Below are 19,094 nucleotides of genomic sequence, written 5' to 3' on the forward strand. Positions count from 1 at the left end.
GCAACGGATATGTACTCAATCAGCAAGAGCTTGGTCGGCTAGAAGGCCGTCAAGCCAACAACCAGCTTGAATATGCCGAGATAGAGGGGTTCCCCTTACAAACGGATATTTCCGCCAATCTCACCAACAACGCTACCCTCAGGAAAACACCGCCGCCAAACCCACGGGGACTCCATGGAAAGAACCACCGTCAAACCACTTCTGCTTGCTCTCGCCCTCGCTACAACCGCATCACTCGCACAAACCGCCCAAGCCGCCACCACCCTGGTCTACTGCTCAGAAGCCAGCCCCGCCGGTTTCGACCCCAGCCAATACACCAGCGGCACCGACTTCGACGCCTCAGCCGAAACCGTCTTCAACCGTCTCACCCAATTCAAACGCGGTGGCACCGAAGTCGAACCCGGCCTGGCGACAAGTTGGGATGTCTCCCAGGACGGCCTCAGCTACACATTCCACCTGCGCGACGGCGTGAAATTCCACACCACCGACTACTTCACCCCGACCCGCGACTTCAACGCCGACGACGTCCTGTTCACCTTCCAGCGCCTGCTCGACCCGCAGAATGCCTTCCGTAAAGCCTACCCCGCCGAGTCGCCGTACTTCACCGACATGGGCCTGAACACCACGATCAAAAGCATCGACAAGATCGACGACCACACCGTGCGCTTCAACCTGAACAACATCGACGCCGCGTTCGTGCAGAACCTCGCCATGAGCTTCGCCTCGGTGCAGTCCGCCGAATACGCCGCCCAACTGTTAAAGGAAGGCAAAGCCGCCGACCTCAACCAGAAACCGGTCGGCACCGGCCCGTTCGTGTTCAAGCGCTATCAAAAGGACTCGCAGATCCGTTACGCCGCCAACAAGGCCTACTGGAAACCCGAGGACGTGAAACTCGATAACCTGATTTTCTCGATCACACCCGATGCCGCCGTGCGCTTGCAGAAGCTCAAGGCCGGCGAGTGTCAGGTCAGCGGCTACCCCCGCCCGGCAGACATCGAAGTCATGGAGAAAGACCCGAACCTGACCGTGCTCAAACAGGCCGGTTTCAACCTCGGCTTCCTCGCCTACAACGTAACCCATCCACCGCTGGACCAGCTCAAGGTCCGTCAGGCGCTGGACATGGCTATCGATAAACCGGCGATCATCAAGGCTGTCTACCAGAGTGCCGGGCAACTGGCACAAAACGCCTTGCCACCGGCGCAATGGTCGTATGACCCAACCATCAAAGACGCCCCCTACGACCCGACCCAAGCCCGCACGCTACTAAAAGAAGCAGGGGTTGCACCCGGTACCACCATTAATTTGTGGGCCATGACCGTGCAGCGCGCCTCCAACCCTAACGCGCGGATGTCGGCACAGATGATCCAGCAGGATTGGGAGAAAGTCGGGATCAAGGCCAACATCGTCAGCTATGAGTGGGGCGAGTACATCAAGCGCGCCAAGAACGGCGAGCACGACGCGATGATCTACGGCTGGACCGGCGACAACGGGGACCCGGACAACTGGCTCGGCGTGCTCTACAGCTGCGCTGCGGTGAAAGGTAGCAATTACGCCAAATGGTGCGACCCGGCCTACGACAAGCTGGTGCAGCAAGCGAAGGTGTCCACTGACAAACAGCAGCGGGTCAAACTGTACCAGCAGGCACAGCAAATCCTTAAGCAACAAGTACCTATCACACCGGTTGCCAACTCGACAGTGTTCCAGCCACTGCGCAAGGAAGTCACCGACTTCAAGATCAGCCCGTTCGGCCTTACACCCTTCTATGGCGTGAGTATAAATAAGTAACACCAAGCGCCAACCGGGTGCGCCAGACGCCCCGGTTGCCCCTTGTCGGTGCGCGATTTGCACCGTAAAAAACCTGCGCAAACGGTCAAATGCGCGGGAATTTATACATATGCGACATTAAGGTACGTTCGTTCCACTGTTTAAGGTTTGTAGCCATTCGGGATCTTGCATTGGGTATGGCCCCTGCATAAGTATCCGCAGGTCGACTCACGAGGTCGTCCTCTAATTCCAAAAATGACAACAAATCATGAGGCCACCATGCTTAAACACGCGGTCATTCCGTTTTTAGTCGGCGCAAGCTTATTAGCCAGCGCACCTTTCGCCCAAGCGGCGACTAACCTGGTGTTTTGCTCCGAAGGGAGCCCGGCCGGTTTCGATCCTGGTCAGTACACCACCGGAACCGACTTCGACGCCTCTGCAGAAACCATGTTCAACCGCCTGACCCAGTTCGAGCGCGGCGGCACCGCCGTGATTCCTGGCCTGGCGACCAAGTGGGACATTTCCGATGATGGCCTGACGTACACCTTCCACCTGCGTGAAGGCGTCAAGTTCCACACCACCCCGTATTTCAAGCCGACTCGTGAGTTCAACGCCGACGACGTGCTGTTCACCTTCAATCGCATGATTAACAAGGATGACCCGTTCCGTAAGGCCTACCCGACCGAATTCCCGTACTTCACCGACATGGGGATGGACACCAACATCACCAAGATCGATAAAGTCGACGACCACACCGTCAAGTTCATCCTGAAAGAAGTTGATGCCGCGTTCATCCAGAACATGGCCATGAGCTTCGCCTCGATCCAGTCCGCCGAGTACGCCGCCCAGCTGCTCAAGGAAGGCAAGGCTGCCGATATCAACCAGAAACCGGTCGGCACCGGCCCGTTCGTGTTCAAGAGCTACCAGAAAGACTCCAACATCCGTTACACCGGGAACAAGGACTACTGGAAGCCTGACGACGTGAAGATCGACAACCTGATCTTCGCCATCACCACCGACCCGTCGGTACGTATCCAGAAACTGAAGAAGAACGAGTGCCAGATCACTCTGTTCCCGCGTCCGGCTGACCTGCAGGCACTCAAAGCAGACCCGGCACTGAAGATGCCTGACCAGGCTGGTTTCAACCTGGGCTACATCGCCTACAACGTGATGGACAAGGTCAAGGGCAGCAACGAGCCGAACCCGCTGGCCGACCTGCGCGTGCGTCAGGCACTGGACATGGCAGTCAACAAGCCGCAGATCATCGACTCGGTTTATCAGGGCGCGGGCCAACTGGCCGTCAACGCCATGCCGCCGACCCAATGGTCCTACGACACCACCATCAAGGATGCCAAGTACGATCCTGAGAAAGCCAAGGCACTGCTCAAGGAAGCCGGCGTCAAGGAAGGCACCGAAATCGTTCTGTGGGCGATGCCGGTACAGCGTCCGTACAACCCGAACGCCAAGCTGATGGCTGAAATGCTGCAGTCCGACTGGAAGAAGATCGGCCTGAACGTCAAGATCACCAGCTACGAATGGGGCGAGTACATCAAACGCTCCAAAGGCGGCGAGAACCAGGCGATGATCATCGGCTGGAGCGGCGACAACGGTGACCCGGACAACTGGCTCAACGTGCTGTTCGGTTGCGACTCGCTGAGCGGCAACAACTTCTCCAAATGGTGCGACAAGAAGTTCGACGGCATCGTCAAGGAAGCCAAGCGCACCACCGATCAGGCCAAGCGCACCGAACTGTACAAACAGGCGCAACACGTCCTCAAAGACGCCGTTCCAATGACACCTATCGCTCACTCGACGGTGTTCCAACCCATGCGCGCCAACGTGCAGGACTTCAAGATCAGCCCATTCGGCTTGAACTCCTTCTACGGCGTTAGCGTCAGCAAATAAGGTTTGCAACGGCGACGTTATTAACGTCGCCGTTGCTTTATCTGCCGAGAAAGTAGGAATTCACTGACAGCCAAACCCACTGCGCACCACAGCAGAGGCTTAGGACGCGTCGCCTTTTCCTACGAGTCTTTCAGGCATTTACGCATTTACTGCCAGACCTACGGCTCATACCGTCGGGATCTGACCAGTTTGTGCGTGGGCTCTCGGTAATCGCTGCACGCGATGGTTTGAGATCAATGAAGCCCCACGTCCCCGGACGGGACGGAGGCTCATTGTTAAACACTAAAATGAGGGAGCGTCATGCGCCATACCTTGGTTTTATCCGCATTGCTGGGCACCAGCCTGCTGGCCGTCACTTCCGTTAGCCAGGCCGCCAATAACAGCCTGGTGTTCTGCTCCGAAGGCAGCCCGGCGGGCTTCGACACCGCGCAATACACCACGGCGACCGATAACGACGCCGCCGAGCCGCTGTACAACCGATTGGCAGAATTTGAAAAAGGCGCCACCAACGTCGTACCGGGCCTGGCAACCCGTTGGGATATTTCCGAGGACGGTCTCAAGTACACCTTTCACCTGCGCGAAGGGGTGAAATTTCATACCACCAAGTACTTCACACCGACCCGCGATTTCAACGCCGATGACGTGCTGTTTACCTTCAATCGCATGCTCGATCCGCAGCAACCCTTCCGAAAAGCTTATCCAACCGAGTTCCCGTATTTCAACGGGATGAGCCTGAACAAGAACATCGCCAAGGTCGAGAAGACCGGGCCGCTGACCGTGGTGATGACGCTCAACAGTGTCGACGCCGCGTTCATCCAGAACATCGCCATGAGCTTCGCCGCCATCCTGTCCGCCGAGTACGCCGATCAGTTGCTGGCCTCCGGCAAGCCGAGCGACATCAACCAAAAGCCGATCGGCACTGGCCCGTTCGTGTTCAAGAGCTACCAGAAAGATTCCAACATCCGTTACAGCGGCAACAAGCAGTACTGGGACCCGAGCCGGGTCAAGCTCGACAACCTGATTTTCGCCATCAACACCGACGCCTCGGTGCGCGTGCAGAAACTCAAGGCCAACGAATGCCAGATCACCCTGCACCCGCGCCCCGCCGACGTGACAGCGCTGAAAAACGACCCGAAACTGCAACTGATCGAGAAGCCCGGCTTCAACCTCGGTTACATCGCCTATAACGTGCGGCATAAACCGTTCGATCAGCTCGAAGTGCGCCAGGCGCTGGACATGGCGGTGAACAAGCAAGGCATTCTCAACGCCGTCTATCAAGGCGCCGGTCAACTGGCGGTCAACGCCATGCCACCGACCCAATGGTCCTACGACGAGACGATTAAAGACGCCGCCTACAACCCGGAAAAAGCCAAGGAACTGCTCAAGGCTGCCGGCGTCAAGGAAGGCACCGAGATCACCCTCTGGGCCATGCCGGTTCAGCGTCCGTACAACCCCAACGCCAAGCTGATGGCCGAAATGCTCCAGGCGGATTGGGCGAAGATCGGCCTCAAGGTCAAGATCGTCAGCTACGAATGGGGCGAGTACATCAAGCGCACCAAGAACGGCGAGCACGACATCAGCCTGATCGGCTGGACCGGCGATAATGGTGACCCGGACAACTGGCTCGGCACGCTGTACAGCTGCGATGCCATTGGCGGCAACAACTACTCCATGTGGTGTGATCCGGCTTACGACAAGCTGATCAAGCAAGCCAAGGTCGTGACCGATCGCGATCAGCGCACCGTGCTCTACAAACAGGCGCAGCAGTACCTCAAGCAGCAGGTGCCCATCACGCCGGTCGCCCACTCGACGGTCAACCAGCCGTTGAGCGCCAAAGTCGAAGGATTCAAGGTGAGTCCTTTCGGTCGTAACGTGTTCTCGGGCGTCAGTATCGACCAATAACCGATTAGTCAGAACGCTGGAGGCGGATTGCGCCCTCACGCAAGCGTATTGCCGTAATTCGCCAATCAGGCCTATAGCAAACGTTTGCTTTGCGTGAAATGAGTTCAAACCAAATAGCCGCTCACCAAAAAAAGACCGGCATAAAAAAAGAAAACAAGGAGCTTCACCCATGAAACTGAGCAGCACCGCGTTATTGGCCTTGGCCATCAGCAGCGTGACCGCCACGGCGTACGCAGAATCCCAGAGCCAGGCGTTCACGCCGGTTACCGTTAAAGAGAAAAGTGCCCAGAGCGAAGCCACTGGTTTTGTCGAAGGCCAATCGATCACCGGCAGTACGCGGAACTGGTATGCCAACGAGCAATTGAAGCGCGGCGGCAAATTTCGATACAACAAAGACGGCGCATTGGATACGACTGACCGTCGTATCAACTGGGTTCAGGGCACCATCCTCAAGTACAACTCAGGTTTCACCGAAGGTACCGTTGGTTTCAGCACTGAAGTTGCGGCTTACAACGCCATCGCACTGGAACGTGATCGCAAAAACCTGGCCTCTGCTGACGGCGGTGTGCCCTTCGATAGGGATAGGCCTGGTAATAACCGCACCCTGACCAAAGAAGGCGGTGATGCCCAAGGTCAGTGGAGCAAGTTGGGCCTGGCCAACGTTAAGGCCCGCGTCTCCAACACGACCCTGACCGCCGGTCGCCAGAATTTCAGCAGCCCGATGGTCGACGTTATCGGCAACCGTGCGCTGCCTTCGAGCTTCCAGGGTGTGAGCCTGCACAGCGAAGAGCTGGAGAATCTGTCGTTCGACCTGGCCACCTTCGATCGCAACTCTCCGCGTACCGAAGAAAGCCAGCGTAAATTCCGTGCCGAGTACGCCGACCACCTCGTAGAAATCGATCACGTGTACACCGCCGGTATTACCTACCAGCCGTTTGCCAGCCTGACCACCAGCTTGTGGGGCACCCAGGCCGAAGACATGTGGAACCAGTATTACTTCGGCGCCAGCCACGTATTGGGTGACAGCTCGATATTGAGCCTGACCACCGGCCTGAACTACTACAAAACCGTAGACGAAGGTAAAGCCGTATTGGGCGACATCGACAACGACACCTACTCCCTGTCGTTCGGTCTGACCCACCAGGCCCACAGCCTGACCTTCTCGTACCAGGAAGTGAACGGTAACGAATACTTCGACTACCTGCACGAAACCAACGGCATCTATCTGGCCAACTCCTTGCTGTCGGACTTCAACGGTCCGAACGAGAAGTCCTTCCAGATCGCCTACGGCCTGAACATGGCCGAGTACGGCGTGCCGGGCCTGAAATTCAACATCTACCAGGCTCGCGGCTGGGGCATCGACGGTACTCACAACAAGGGCGGCGAATACGCCAGCGTGCAGTCGATGGACGGCGAACATCACTACGAATATGGCATCGGTGCTTCGTACGCCGTTCAGAGCGGCCCGCTCAAAGCCACCGCTATTCGCGCCACCTACACGGCTCACCGCGCCAGCGAAAACCAGTCTGATGGCAGCATCAACGAGTTCCGTCTCGTGACCACCATCCCGTTCAACATTTTGTAAAACCCATGCCTGCGGCTGACTCATGATGAGTCGGCCGTCTGGCTTTTCTGTTCAACCGATTGCAGAGGGCTCTAGATGAAAATGCTTCCCCTACGAGCGGCCATCGCTGCCGCGTTGCTGAGTGTCGCCGTCGGCGTCTCGGCCAAACCCTTGGTGGTCTGTACCGAAGCCAGCCCGGAAGGCTTCGATATGGTCCAGTACACGACTGCAGTCACAGCCGATGCAGTGGCCGAAACCATCTTCAATCGTCTGGCAGACTTCAAGCCCGGCACCACTGAAGTGATCCCGGCACTGGCCGAGTCGTGGGACATCAGCGACGACGGTCTGACCTACACGTTCCACCTGCGCAAAGGCGTCAAGTTTCACACCACCGACTACTTCAAGCCGACCCGCGACATGAACGCCGACGACGTGGTCTGGAGCTTCCAGCGTCAGCTGGACCCGAAACACCCATGGCACAAACTGTCGAGCGTGGGTTTCCCGTACTTTGAAAGCATGGGCTTCAAAGAACTGCTCAAAAGCGTCGAGAAAGTCGACGACAACACGGTCAAATTCACCCTGACCCGCCGTGAAGCGCCGTTCCTGGCCGACATCGCCATGGCCTTCTCCTCGATCTACTCCGCCGAGTACGCCGATCAATTGCTCAAGGCCAACAAGGCCGGCGACCTGAACAACAAGCCGATCGGCACCGGCCCATTCGTCTTCCAGCGTTACGCCAAGGATGCTCAGGTTCGCTTCAAGGCCAACCCGGACTACTTCCGTGGCAAGCCACCGGCTGAAGCGCTAGTCCTGGCGATTGCCACCGACAACAACGTGCGCCTGCAAAAGCTCAAGGCCAACGAGTGCCAGATCGCGCTGTATCCGAAACCGGATGACATCCCGAGCATCAAGAAAGACACCAACCTGAAGGTTGATGAGCTGAACGCGATGACCGTGTCCTATGTCGCCATGAACACCGCCCGCCCGTACATGAGCGACGTGCGCGTGCGTAAAGCCATCGACATCGCCTTCGACAAGGCTGCGTACGTCAACGCGCTGTTCGGCAAAGGCAATGCGACCGTGGCGGTCAACCCGTACCCAGACACCCTGCTGGGCTACAACCATACACTGACCAACCCGCCGCGTGATCTGGACAAGGCTCGCGCCCTGCTCAAGGAAGCCGGCGTACCGGAAGGCACCACGTTTACCCTGTTCACCCGTAACGGCGGCGGCCCGACCAACCCAAACCCGATGCTCGGCGCGCAGATGATGCAGGCCGACCTGGCCAAGGTCGGGATCCAGGTCGATATTCGGGTCATGGAATGGGGCGAAATGCTCAAGCGGGCGAAAAACGGCGAGCACGACATGGTGTCCGCCGGTTGGGCTGGCGATAACGGCGATCCGGATAACTTCCTGACGCCTATGCTCAGTTGCGAGGCGGCCAAGAACGGCGAAAACTACGCTCGTTGGTGCAATGAAAAGTTCCAGGCGCTGATCGACGAAGCACGGGCTAAAGTGAACCCGGACGAACGCACGACGCTCTACGAACAAGCCCAGGCTGTTTTCAATCAGGACCAGCCGTGGATCAGCATGGCGCACACCCGTATGTTCACCGCAATGCGCACCAACGTAGAGGGCTATCACATTAGCCCCCTCACCACGAATAACTTCGCCACCACCCAGGTGAAGTAGATAAGAAACGCCCGGCATCGCTGACCCCAGCGCTGCCGGGCACGCCTAACCGGCTGATGAGGTACACCACACGATGTTTAGTTTTATTGCCCGCCGATTGGGGTTATTGATCCCCACGTTCTTCGGCATCACCTTGCTGACTTTCGCGTTGATTCGCATGATTCCAGGCGACCCCGTGGAAGTAATGATGGGCGAACGTAGAGTCGACCCCGAAATGCATGCTCAGGCAATGGAACGCCTAGGTCTGAACAAACCCCTGTATGCCCAATACCTGGATTACATCGGCAAGTTGGCCCACGGCGATCTCGGCGAATCCCTGCGTACCCGTGAAAGCGTCTGGACCGAGTTCAGCTCTCTATTCCCTGCGACCCTGGAACTGTCCATGGCCGCCCTGTTGTTCGCCGGCATCCTGGGCCTTCTGGCCGGGGTGATTGCGGCACTCAAGCGAGGATCCCTGTTCGACCACGGGGTGATGGGCATCTCCCTGGCGGGATACTCGATGCCGATCTTCTGGTGGGGCCTGATCCTGATCATGTTCTTCTCGGTGAGCCTGGGCTGGACGCCGGTGTCCGGGCGGATCGACCTGCTCTACGACATTGAGCCGCGCACCGGTTTCATGCTGATCGATACGCTGCTAGCCGATGACGTCGGGGCGTTCTTCGATGCCCTGCATCACCTGATCCTGCCGGCTATCGTGCTCGGTACCATCCCGCTGGCGGTGATCGCGCGGATGACCCGCTCGTCGATGCTCGAAGTGCTGCGTGAAGACTACATCCGTACCGCCCGCGCCAAAGGCCTGTCGCCCTCGCGCGTGGTATTCGTTCACGGTCTGCGTAACGCTCTGATTCCGGTACTGACCGTGGTCGGCCTGCAAGTCGGCACGCTGCTGGCCGGTGCGGTCCTGACCGAAACCATTTTCTCCTGGCCCGGCATCGGCAAATGGCTGATCGAAGCCATTGGCGCACGGGACTATCCCGTGGTGCAGAACGGCATCCTGTTAATCGCCTGCCTGGTGATTCTGGTCAACTTCGTAGTGGACATCCTCTACGGCTTTGCCAACCCACGCATTCGTCACCAGCGCTGAGATCAAGACCATGACCACTCTCACTACACCGGTAGCAGTCGATCAAAGCCTGCTGTATCCGTCCCCCTACAAAGAATTCTGGCAAGCATTCTCGAAAAACAAAGGCGCCGTCGCCGGCCTGATGTTCATGCTGCTGGTGATTTTCTGCGCGATCTTCGCCCCATGGGTCGCACCGCATAACCCAAGCGAGCAGTACCGCGACTTCCTGCTGACCCCGCCGTCCTGGCTGGAAGGCGGGCAGATCCAGTTCCTGCTGGGTACCGATGAACTCGGTCGCGACCTGCTGTCGCGTTTGATTCACGGCTCGCGCCTGTCGCTGCTGATCGGCCTTTCGTCGGTGGTGATGTCGCTGATCCCGGGCATTCTGCTGGGTCTGTTCGCCGGCTTCTTCCCGCGCGTGCTCGGCCCGACCATCATGCGTCTGATGGACATCATGCTGGCCCTGCCGTCCTTGCTGCTGGCTGTGGCGATTGTCGCCATCCTCGGCCCTGGCCTGATCAACACCATTATCGCCATCGCCGTGGTTTCGTTGCCGTCCTATGTTCGTCTGACCCGCGCCGCGGTGATGGGCGAACTGAACCGCGACTACGTGACCGCCGCGCGCCTGGCGGGTGCCGGTCTGCCACGCCTGATGTTCATCACCGTGCTGCCAAATTGCATGGCACCGCTGATCGTTCAGGCCACTTTGAGCTTCTCCTCGGCGATTCTCGATGCCGCGGCACTGGGTTTCCTCGGCCTTGGCGTACAACCGCCAACGCCTGAGTGGGGCACCATGCTGGCTTCGGCTCGCGACTACATCGAACGTGCCTGGTGGGTGGTGAGCTTGCCTGGTTTGACCATTTTGCTCAGCGTGCTGGCAATCAACTTGATGGGCGACGGCCTGCGCGATGCGCTGGACCCGAAACTCAAGAACGCCGCCTGAGGAGATTCAAATGTCACTGTTAGAAATCAAGAATCTCAACGTTCGCTTCGGCGACGCCAACGCCGTTCCGGTGGTCGACGGTCTCGACATTTCCGTGGACAAGGGCGAAGTGCTGGCCATCGTTGGCGAATCGGGTTCCGGCAAGTCCGTGACCATGATGGCGCTGATGGGCCTGATCGAGCATCCGGGGATCGTCACCGCCGACGCGCTGAATTTCGACGGCCAGAACATGCTCAAGCTCAGCAACCGTCAACGTCGCAAAATCGTCGGCAAAGACCTGGCCATGGTGTTCCAGGACCCGATGACCGCGCTGAACCCGAGCTACACCGTCGGTTTCCAGATCGAGGAAGTGCTGCGCCTGCACCTGAAAATGTCCCGCAAGGACGCCCGCAAGCGTGCCATCGAACTGCTGGAAAAAGTGGAAATCCCGGGCGCCGCCAGCCGTATGGACGCCTATCCGCATCAACTGTCCGGCGGCATGAGCCAGCGTGTTGCAATCGCCATGGCGATTGCCGGCGAACCGAAACTGCTGATCGCCGACGAACCGACCACCGCACTCGACGTAACGATTCAGGCGCAGATCATGGACCTGCTGCTGGCCCTGCAAAAAGAGCAGAACATGGGCCTGGTGCTGATCACCCACGACCTCGCGGTCGTAGCCGAAACCGCCCAGCGCGTGTGCGTGATGTACGCCGGCCAAGCGGTTGAAGTCGGTCAGGTGCCACAACTGTTCGACATTCCGGCGCACCCGTACAGCGAAGCGCTGCTCAAGGCCATTCCGGAACACAGCCTGGGTGCCGCGCGCCTGTCGACGCTGCCGGGCATCGTTCCCGGTCGCTACGACCGCCCGCAAGGCTGCCTGTTGTCGCCGCGCTGCCCCTACGTGCAGGACAACTGCCGCACCCAGCGTCCGGCCCTTGACCCGAAAAGCAACAGCCTCGCCCGCTGCTTCTACCCGTTGAATCAGGAGGTGGCGTAATGGCCGTCGTACTTACCGCCCGAAACCTGACCCGTCACTACGAAGTGTCCCGAGGCCTGTTCAAGGGGCATGCGACCGTGCGCGCCCTTAACGGTGTGTCGTTCGAACTGGAAGCCGGCAAGACCCTCGCCGTTGTGGGCGAATCAGGCTGCGGCAAATCCACCCTGGCCCGTGCCCTGACGCTGATCGAAGAACCGTCCTCCGGTTCCTTGAAAATCGCCGGGCAGGAAGTCGCCGGTGCCGACAAGGCTCAGCGCAAGCAACTGCGCAAAGACGTGCAGATGGTGTTCCAGAGCCCATACGCGTCACTGAACCCACGGCAGAAGATCGGTGATCAGCTTGCAGAGCCTTTATTGATCAACACCAACCTCAGCGCCTCGGAACGTCGCGACAAAGTCCAGGCGATGATGAAACAGGTGGGCTTGCGTCCCGAGCACTACCAGCGCTATCCGCACATGTTCTCCGGCGGTCAGCGCCAGCGGATCGCCCTGGCCCGCGCGATGATGCTGCAACCCAAAGTGCTGGTGGCGGACGAACCGACCTCGGCGCTGGACGTATCGATTCAGGCGCAGGTACTGAACCTGTTCATGGATTTACAGCAAGAGTTCAACACCGCTTACGTGTTCATCTCCCACAACCTGGCGGTGGTGCGCCACGTCGCCGATCACGTGATGGTGATGTACCTCGGCCGTCCGGTGGAAATGGGCCCGAAAGAGGACATCTACACTCGCCCTCTGCACCCCTACACCCAGGCACTGTTGTCGGCCACTCCGACCATCCACCCGGACCCGACCAAGCCGAAAATCAAGATTGTCGGCGAACTGCCAAATCCGCTGAACCCGCCGTCGGGCTGCGCCTTCCACAAACGCTGCCCGTACGCGACCGAGCGCTGCACCACAGAAGAACCGCTCCTGCGGCTGGTCGACACCCGTCAGGTGGCTTGTCACTACGCCGAGCAATTCCTCGACGGCGCGGTGTAAAAACGGCCTGGAAAAAATGAGAGCGAGCTTGCTCGCGAAGTCGGTGTTTCAGTCACCATCTCTGTCGACTGACAGATTGCTTTCGCGAGCAAGCCCGCTCCCACAGGGACCGAGTTGACCAGACCCCTTCCGCCAGATTGTGTATCAGTCCGGCGAGGGGTTTTCTTTTGTCCGTCATTTACGTTTGCGTGTCTTCCTCATCCTCTTCCTCATCGGCGTCTGGATCATCATCGCCTGATTCGGTCGCAGCGATCATCTGCTCGCTGTGCACGCCTTGCCCGTTCAAGGCCTGTTTTTCATGGTCCTCACACTCTGCCCACACCACCGCCGACGTGCCGAGGGACAGCATCACCAAAACCTTAAGCAACAACACAATTCGTTGATAAATACTCATAGTCGATTCCATCCTTTCTTGGGTGACGCGTGGATGCCTGAAAGGTACTGAGTGAAATTTAGTTCCGATTGACCGGGTTCTCCAGACAGCACGCTACCGGGTAGCAGAAAATGCCGTTGGCGGGGAGATTGGTTTGGAATATGAATTATGCCGAACAGCAATTTCAAAATCAGTGATAACCCGTGGCGAGGGAGCTTGCTCCCGTTCGGCTGCGCAGCAGACGTAAACCCGAAGAATGCAGTTTGACTGAACTACCACAGTGAATGGTTTTGGGGCCGCTTCGCAGCCCAGCGGGAGCAAGCTCTCTCGCCACAGGGAAATTCATTGGTCAATAAAAAAGCCCCGACGCTTACGCATCGGGGCTTTGGGTGTTACGGCTCAGCGATTAATGATGCTCACGCGTCGCCCTGAATTTCACATCCGGCCAACGCTCTTCCATCAGCGCCAGGTTAACCCGCGTCGGGGCCAGGTAGGTCAGGTGACCACCACCATCGACTGCAAGGTTTTCCACAGCCTTGACCCGGAATTCCTCGAACTTCTTCTTATCGTCGCAATCAATCCAGCGCGCGGAATAAACAGTGATCGGCTCGTACGAGCACTCGACCTTGTATTCCTCTTTCAGGCGGCTGGCGACCACGTCGAACTGCAGCACACCGACAGCACCCAGGATGATGTCGTTGCTGCGCTCGGGGAAGAACACCTGAGTGGCGCCTTCTTCGGCCAGTTGCTGCAGGCCCTGACGCAGTTGCTTGGATTTCAGCGGATCACGCAGACGCACACGACGGAACAGTTCCGGGGCGAAGTGCGGGATGCCGGTGAAGCCCAGGACTTCGCCTTCGGTGAAGGTGTCGCCGATCTGGATGGTGCCGTGGTTGTGCAAACCGATGATGTCGCCAGCGAAGGCCTCTTCCAGCTGCTCACGCTCGGAGGAGAAGAACGTCAGCGCGTCGCCGATCCGCACGTCTTTGCCGGTGCGCACGTGGCGCATTTTCATGCCTTTTTCGTACTTGCCGGAGCAGATACGCATGAAGGCGATGCGGTCGCGGTGTTTTGGGTCCATGTTCGCCTGGATCTTGAACACGAAGCCGGCGAATTTCTCTTCAACCGGTTCCACGGTGCGCTCGTTGGCGACACGGGCCAGCGGTTTCGGTGCCCAGTTGACCACGGCGTCGAGCACGTGATCGACACCGAAGTTGCCCAGTGCAGTACCGAAGAATACCGGCGTCAGTTGGCCGTCGAGGAATTCCTGTTGATTGAATTCGTGGCAGGCGCCCTGCACCAGTTCCAGCTGATCAACGAAGCGATCGTATTCATCGCCCAAGTGCGCGCGGGCTTCGTCGGAGTCGAGCTTCTCGATGATTTTCACATCGGTGCGTTCGTGGCCGTGGCCCGCGGTGTAGACGATGATGTAGTCGTCGGCGAGGTGATAAACACCCTTGAAATCGCGGTAGCAACCGATCGGCCAGGTGATCGGCGCCGCCTTGATCTTCAGGACCGCTTCGATTTCGTCGAGCAGTTCAATCGGGTCGCGGATGTCACGGTCGAGTTTGTTGATGAAGCTGACGATCGGCGTGTCACGCAGACGGCAAACGTCCATCAGCGCGATGGTCCGAGGCTCTACACCCTTACCGCCATCGAGGACCATCAATGCCGAGTCCACTGCCGTCAGAGTGCGGTAGGTATCTTCGGAGAAGTCTTCGTGGCCCGGGGTGTCGAGCAAGTTGATCATGTGATCGCGATACGGGAACTGCATGACCGACGTGGTAATCGAGATACCACGCTGCTTTTCCATTTCCATCCAGTCGGAGGTGGCATGGCGGTCGGATTTTCGAGATTTCACCGTGCCCGCAATCGCAATCGCCTTGCCCATCAGCAAGAGCTTCTCGGTGATGGTGGTTTTACCGGCATCGGGGTGGGAAATAATGGCGAAAGTGCGGCGTTTCGCGACTTCGGCGGCCTGTTTGGTCATGGGAAATCGCCTGGCAGGTGATTCAAAAAAGGGCGGCGAGTATAGCGCAAACCGACATCTACGGACCACCGTCCGTAAGGCTTCCCGAACACCGCATCCCCTGTAGGAGCTGCCGAAGGCTGCGATCTTTTGATCTTGTTTTTTTCAAGACCACCGAAGATCAAGATCAAAAGATCGCAGCCTTCGGCAGCTCCTACGCGGTGGCTAAATGCTGTTAATTATGGAACCTTTTAAAAGGTGGAGGCGTCCACTCCCCTGTTACGGCACTCGTACCAGGGGCTGAAAAATCAGCAAGTTGGCCTGACGAGGCTGCGCTTATGGCTCGATTTCATGCGGTTTTATCAGCATGAAGAGCTGCTTCTCGCGAACGTTGTTTTCCCGGCAGCCAGGAATGGCATTGCCACACGGGACTGCGTTCGCCGACAAAGAAAAAAGGAGTCCGCCTGTGGCTATTCGCTATGGCAAAGGGCTGATAGGAGGTGCGGTTGTCGTCGCCCTTCTGGCCCTGCTGGTCCACTGGATTGGCATCAACACGATCGAACAGTACCGCGACGATTTGTTGTTTTACCTGCAAGCTCATCTGATTCTCGTCCTCGTATCCATGCTGGCCGCCCTTGTAGTGGGCATACCCGCCGGTATCTTCCTCAGCCGCCCGACCATGGTGGGCCGCGCTGAACGCTTCATGCAGATCTTCAACATCGGCAACACCGTGCCGCCTCTCGCCGTACTGGCCATCGCCCTGGGCATCCTCGGCATCGGCAGCGGCCCTGCGATTTTCGCCTTGTTCCTCGCCTCACTGTTGCCGATTGTGCGCAACACCTATGAAGGCCTGAAAAACGTCCAGGGTTCGCTGAAGGAAGCGGCCGTTGGCATCGGCATGACACCAACTCAGGTGCTGTGGCGGGTCGAACTGCCGAACGCCGTGCCGATCATCATTGGCGGCGTGCGCGTGGCGCTGGCGATCAACGTCGGTACCGCACCGCTGGCGTTCCTGATCGGCGCCAACAGCCTGGGCAGCCTGATTTTCCCCGGCATCGCCCTGAACAATCAGCCGCAACTGCTGCTCGGCGCGGCATGCACCGCCCTGCTGGCCTTGCTGCTCGACGGCCTGGTGACACTCGCCAGCCGCCTCTGGCTCGAACGCGGCTTGCGCCCGTCTTAAGCCTCGGCAAAGGAATTTTTATGAAAAAAATCTGCTTATTTTTAGGCTGCGCCCTGCTGCTTGCAGGATTTGCACAAGCCGCTGAAAAACCGGTGATCCGCATCGGCGCCCGGGTGTTCACCGAACAAACCCTGCTGGCGGAAATCACTTCCCAATACCTGCGCGCCAAGGGTTACGACACCCAGGTGACCGGCGGTCTGGGCAGCAACCTGGCTCGCAGCGCCCACGAAAGTGGCCAACTGGACTTGATGTGGGAATACACCGGCGTGTCGCTGGTGGCTTATAACCACATCACTGACAAGCTCGACAGCGCTCAGTCCTACGCCCGAGTGAAAGAACTCGACGCGAAAAAAGGCCTGATCTGGCTTACCCCGTCGAAGTTCAGCAACACCTACGCCCTGGCACTGCCGGAAAACACCGCAAAAGCGTATCCGCAGATCAACACCATCAGCGAGCTGAACACAGTGCTGCAGGCTGAGGCGAAGACCCATCACCTCGTCGCCCTGGACACCGAGTTTGCCAACCGTTCCGACGGTCTGGACGGCATGGTCGACCTCTACGGCATGAACCTGACCCGCAAAAACATCCGGCAGATGGATGCTGGTTTGGTCTACACCGCCCTGCGCAATGGTCAGGTGTTCGCCGGCCTGGTCTACACCACCGACGGTCGTTTGAACGCCTTCAAGCTCAAATTGCTGGAAGACGACAAACATTACTTCCCGGACTACACCGCCGCGCCGGTGGTGCGTCAGGTTTACCTCGACGCCCACCCGAAACTCGCCGAAGAGCTCAAGCCGCTGGCCGAACTGTTCGACGACGCCACCATGCGTCAGCTCAATGCGCGGGTCGATGTCGATCACGAAAGTCCTTCATCCGTTGCTGCAGATTTCCTGCGCCAGCACCCCATCCACTGAGGAGGAAAAGCCATGGAATTCTTGAACGCCTTTTCCCATCTCGATTGGCCGCAGGTTTTGCACCTGACCTGGCAGCACATCACCCTGGTTGGCATCGCCGTGACCCTGGCGATTCTGGTCGGCGTGCCGCTGGGCATCCTGATGACCCGCTTCCCGACACTGGCTGGCCCGTTGCAAGCCAGCGCTACGGTGTTGCTGACCGTGCCATCGATTGCGCTGTTCGGCTTGCTGCTGCCGTTCTATTCGAAATTCGGCCAGGGCCTCGGCCCGATGCCGGCGATCACCGCCGTGTTTCTGTACTCGTTGCTGCCGATCATGCGTAACACCTACCTGGCGCTGACCGGCGTGGAACCTGGCATTCGTGAAGCGGCGCGTGGCATCGGCATGACCTTCGGCCAGCGCCTGCGCATGGTCGAACTGCCGATTGCCGTGCCAGTGATCCTCGCCGGCGTGCGCACCGCCGTGGTCATGAACATCGGTGTGATGACCATCGCCGCGACCATCGGCGCCGGTGGCCTCGGTGTACTCATTCTCGCTTCCATCAGCCGCAGCGACATGTCGATGCTGATCGTCGGCGCCGTGCTGGTCAGTCTCCTGGCCATCTTCGCCGACCTGCTTCTGCAATGGCTGCAACGCACGCTGACTCCAAAAGGACTCCTGAAATGATCGAACTTCAAAACCTCAGCAAGACCTTCCAAAGCAACGGCAAAGATGTGAAAGCCGTGGACTCGGTAAGCCTGACCGTCAATGAAGGCGAGATCTGCGTGTTCCTCGGGCCATCGGGCTGCGGCAAAAGCACCACGCTGAAGATGATCAACCGCCTGATCAAACCGACCTCCGGCAAGATCCTGATCAACGGCGAAGACACCACCGACCTCGACGCCGTGACCCTGCGTCGCAACATCGGTTATGTGATCCAGCAGATCGGTCTGTTCCCGAACATGACCATCGAAGAAAACATCACCATCGTTCCGCGCCTGCTCGGCTGGGACAAACAGAAATGCCACGACCGCGCCCGCGAGTTGATGAGCATGATCAAGCTCGAACCCAAGCAGTACCTGACTCGCTATCCGCGTGAGTTGTCCGGCGGCCAGCAGCAGCGGATCGGCGTGATTCGCGCGCTGGCGGCGGATGCGCCACTGTTGTTGATGGACGAACCGTTCGGCGCGGTCGACCCGATCAACCGCGAGATGATCCAGAACGAGTTCTTCGAGATGCAACGGGCGCTGAACAAGACCGTGATCATGGTCAGCCACGACATCGACGAAGCGATCAAGCTTGGCGACAAGATCGCGATTTTCCGCGCCGGCAAACTGCTGCAGATCGACCATCCGGATACGCTGCTCGCGCACCCGGCGGATGACTTTGTCAGCAACTTCGTCGGCCAGGACAGCACCCTCAAGCGTCTGCTGCTGGTGAAAGCCGAAGACGCGGCGGACAACGCGCCGTCGGTGAGTCCCGAAACGCCGGTGGCTGAAGCGCTGGAGTTGATGGACGAGCTTGACCGTCGCTACGTGGTGGTGACCTGTGCCGAGAACAAGGCCTTGGGCTACGTGCGCCGCCGCGACCTGCACCGTCAGACCGGCACCTGCGCGCAATACCTGCGCGAGTTCAACGCCACCGCAGTCTACGACGAGCATTTGCGCATCCTGCTGTCGCGCATGTACGAGTTCAACCGTTCGTGGCTGCCGGTAATGGATGCCGAGCGGGTGTTCCTGGGTGAGGTAACTCAGGAATCGATTGCCGAGTACTTGAGCTCCGGTAAGTCTCGTGGGGGCAAGACCAGTATTGTTTCGCCGGCTGAGACTGCTGTCGCCTGATCTGACGCCTTCGCGGGCAAGCCTCGCTCCTACAGGTTTTACA

At 58.7% G+C, this 19,094-nt stretch carries 15 protein-coding genes; 13 read left to right on the forward strand and 2 right to left on the reverse strand.

Going from position 1 to position 19,094, the window contains the following annotated elements; all coding sequences use genetic code 11:
* Nucleotides 1–174 precede the first annotated feature (174 nt).
* The 9 genes from PMI18_RS15730 to PMI18_RS15690 all read left to right on the forward strand — a co-directional run bounded on the left by PMI18_RS15730 (nt 175) and on the right by PMI18_RS15690 (nt 12,792).
* Nucleotides 175–1,785, forward strand: a complete 1,611-nt coding sequence (locus PMI18_RS15730) for an ABC transporter substrate-binding protein (protein ID WP_007900368.1) — start codon at nt 175–177, stop codon at nt 1,783–1,785.
* Nucleotides 1,786–2,043: 258 nt separating this feature from the next.
* Entirely contained in the window at nt 2,044–3,669 is a 1,626-nt protein-coding gene (locus PMI18_RS15725) for an ABC transporter substrate-binding protein (RefSeq protein WP_007900370.1), read from the forward strand.
* Nucleotides 3,670–3,969: 300 nt separating this feature from the next.
* Nucleotides 3,970–5,571: an ABC transporter substrate-binding protein gene (locus PMI18_RS15720; RefSeq protein WP_007900372.1), complete on the forward strand. Its 1,602-nt coding sequence runs from the start codon at nt 3,970–3,972 to the stop codon at nt 5,569–5,571.
* A gap of 169 nt (nt 5,572–5,740) precedes the next feature.
* Nucleotides 5,741–7,156 carry an OprD family porin gene (locus PMI18_RS15715; RefSeq protein WP_007900375.1) on the forward strand — a complete coding sequence of 472 codons (1,416 nt, stop codon included), beginning with the start codon at nt 5,741–5,743 and terminating at the stop codon, nt 7,154–7,156.
* Between the two features lie 75 nt (nt 7,157–7,231).
* Nucleotides 7,232–8,827 carry an ABC transporter substrate-binding protein gene (locus tag PMI18_RS15710; protein ID WP_007900377.1) on the forward strand — a complete coding sequence of 532 codons (1,596 nt, stop codon included), beginning with the start codon at nt 7,232–7,234 and terminating at the stop codon, nt 8,825–8,827.
* A 73-nt stretch (nt 8,828–8,900) separates the two neighbouring features.
* Complete coding sequence (locus PMI18_RS15705; protein ID WP_007900379.1) at nt 8,901–9,911, forward strand: ABC transporter permease subunit; 1,011 nt, start codon at nt 8,901–8,903, stop codon at nt 9,909–9,911.
* Nucleotides 9,912–9,921: 10 nt separating this feature from the next.
* Nucleotides 9,922–10,833 carry an ABC transporter permease subunit gene (locus PMI18_RS15700; RefSeq protein ID WP_007900380.1) on the forward strand — a complete coding sequence of 304 codons (912 nt, stop codon included), beginning with the start codon at nt 9,922–9,924 and terminating at the stop codon, nt 10,831–10,833.
* A gap of 10 nt (nt 10,834–10,843) precedes the next feature.
* Nucleotides 10,844–11,812, forward strand: a complete 969-nt coding sequence (locus PMI18_RS15695; protein WP_007900381.1) for an ABC transporter ATP-binding protein — start codon at nt 10,844–10,846, stop codon at nt 11,810–11,812.
* A complete protein-coding gene (locus tag PMI18_RS15690) occupies nt 11,812–12,792 on the forward strand; it encodes a peptide ABC transporter ATP-binding protein (protein ID WP_007900382.1) in 981 nt (326 codons plus the stop codon). The genes PMI18_RS15695 and PMI18_RS15690 overlap by 1 nt, the downstream gene beginning before the upstream one ends.
* Nucleotides 12,793–12,970: 178 nt before the next feature.
* On the opposite strand, the gene PMI18_RS15685 is transcribed toward PMI18_RS15690, so the two are convergent.
* On the reverse strand, nt 12,971–13,186 hold the full coding sequence (locus PMI18_RS15685; RefSeq protein WP_007900383.1) for a hypothetical protein: 216 nt from the start codon (nt 13,184–13,186) through the stop codon (nt 12,971–12,973).
* A 385-nt stretch (nt 13,187–13,571) separates the two neighbouring features.
* Nucleotides 13,572–15,155 (reverse strand): peptide chain release factor 3, encoded by a 1,584-nt coding sequence (locus PMI18_RS15680; protein ID WP_007900384.1) that lies wholly within the window; start codon nt 15,153–15,155, stop codon nt 13,572–13,574.
* Nucleotides 15,156–15,600: 445 nt separating this feature from the next.
* Here PMI18_RS15680 and PMI18_RS15675 point away from each other — a divergent pair, with 445 nt between their 5' ends.
* From PMI18_RS15675 to PMI18_RS15660, 4 genes are read left to right on the forward strand one after another with little or no spacing between them, the layout of a single operon-like run.
* The gene (locus tag PMI18_RS15675) at nt 15,601–16,317 is read left to right on the forward strand and encodes an ABC transporter permease (RefSeq protein ID WP_007900385.1); all 717 of its coding nucleotides are present in this window, start codon (nt 15,601–15,603) and stop codon (nt 16,315–16,317) included.
* A gap of 20 nt (nt 16,318–16,337) precedes the next feature.
* Nucleotides 16,338–17,231, forward strand: coding sequence for a glycine betaine ABC transporter substrate-binding protein (locus PMI18_RS15670; protein ID WP_007900386.1), 894 nt, complete (start codon nt 16,338–16,340; stop codon nt 17,229–17,231).
* A gap of 12 nt (nt 17,232–17,243) precedes the next feature.
* Entirely contained in the window at nt 17,244–17,897 is a 654-nt protein-coding gene (locus PMI18_RS15665; RefSeq protein WP_007900392.1) for an ABC transporter permease, read from the forward strand.
* Nucleotides 17,894–19,051 carry an osmoprotectant ABC transporter ATP-binding protein OsmV gene (locus PMI18_RS15660; protein ID WP_007900398.1) on the forward strand — a complete coding sequence of 386 codons (1,158 nt, stop codon included), beginning with the start codon at nt 17,894–17,896 and terminating at the stop codon, nt 19,049–19,051. The genes PMI18_RS15665 and PMI18_RS15660 overlap by 4 nt, the downstream gene beginning before the upstream one ends.
* Nucleotides 19,052–19,094: the final 43 nt, after the last annotated feature.

Source organism: Pseudomonas sp. GM102, from assembly GCF_000282555.1.
Taxonomy (GTDB): domain Bacteria; phylum Pseudomonadota; class Gammaproteobacteria; order Pseudomonadales; family Pseudomonadaceae; genus Aquipseudomonas.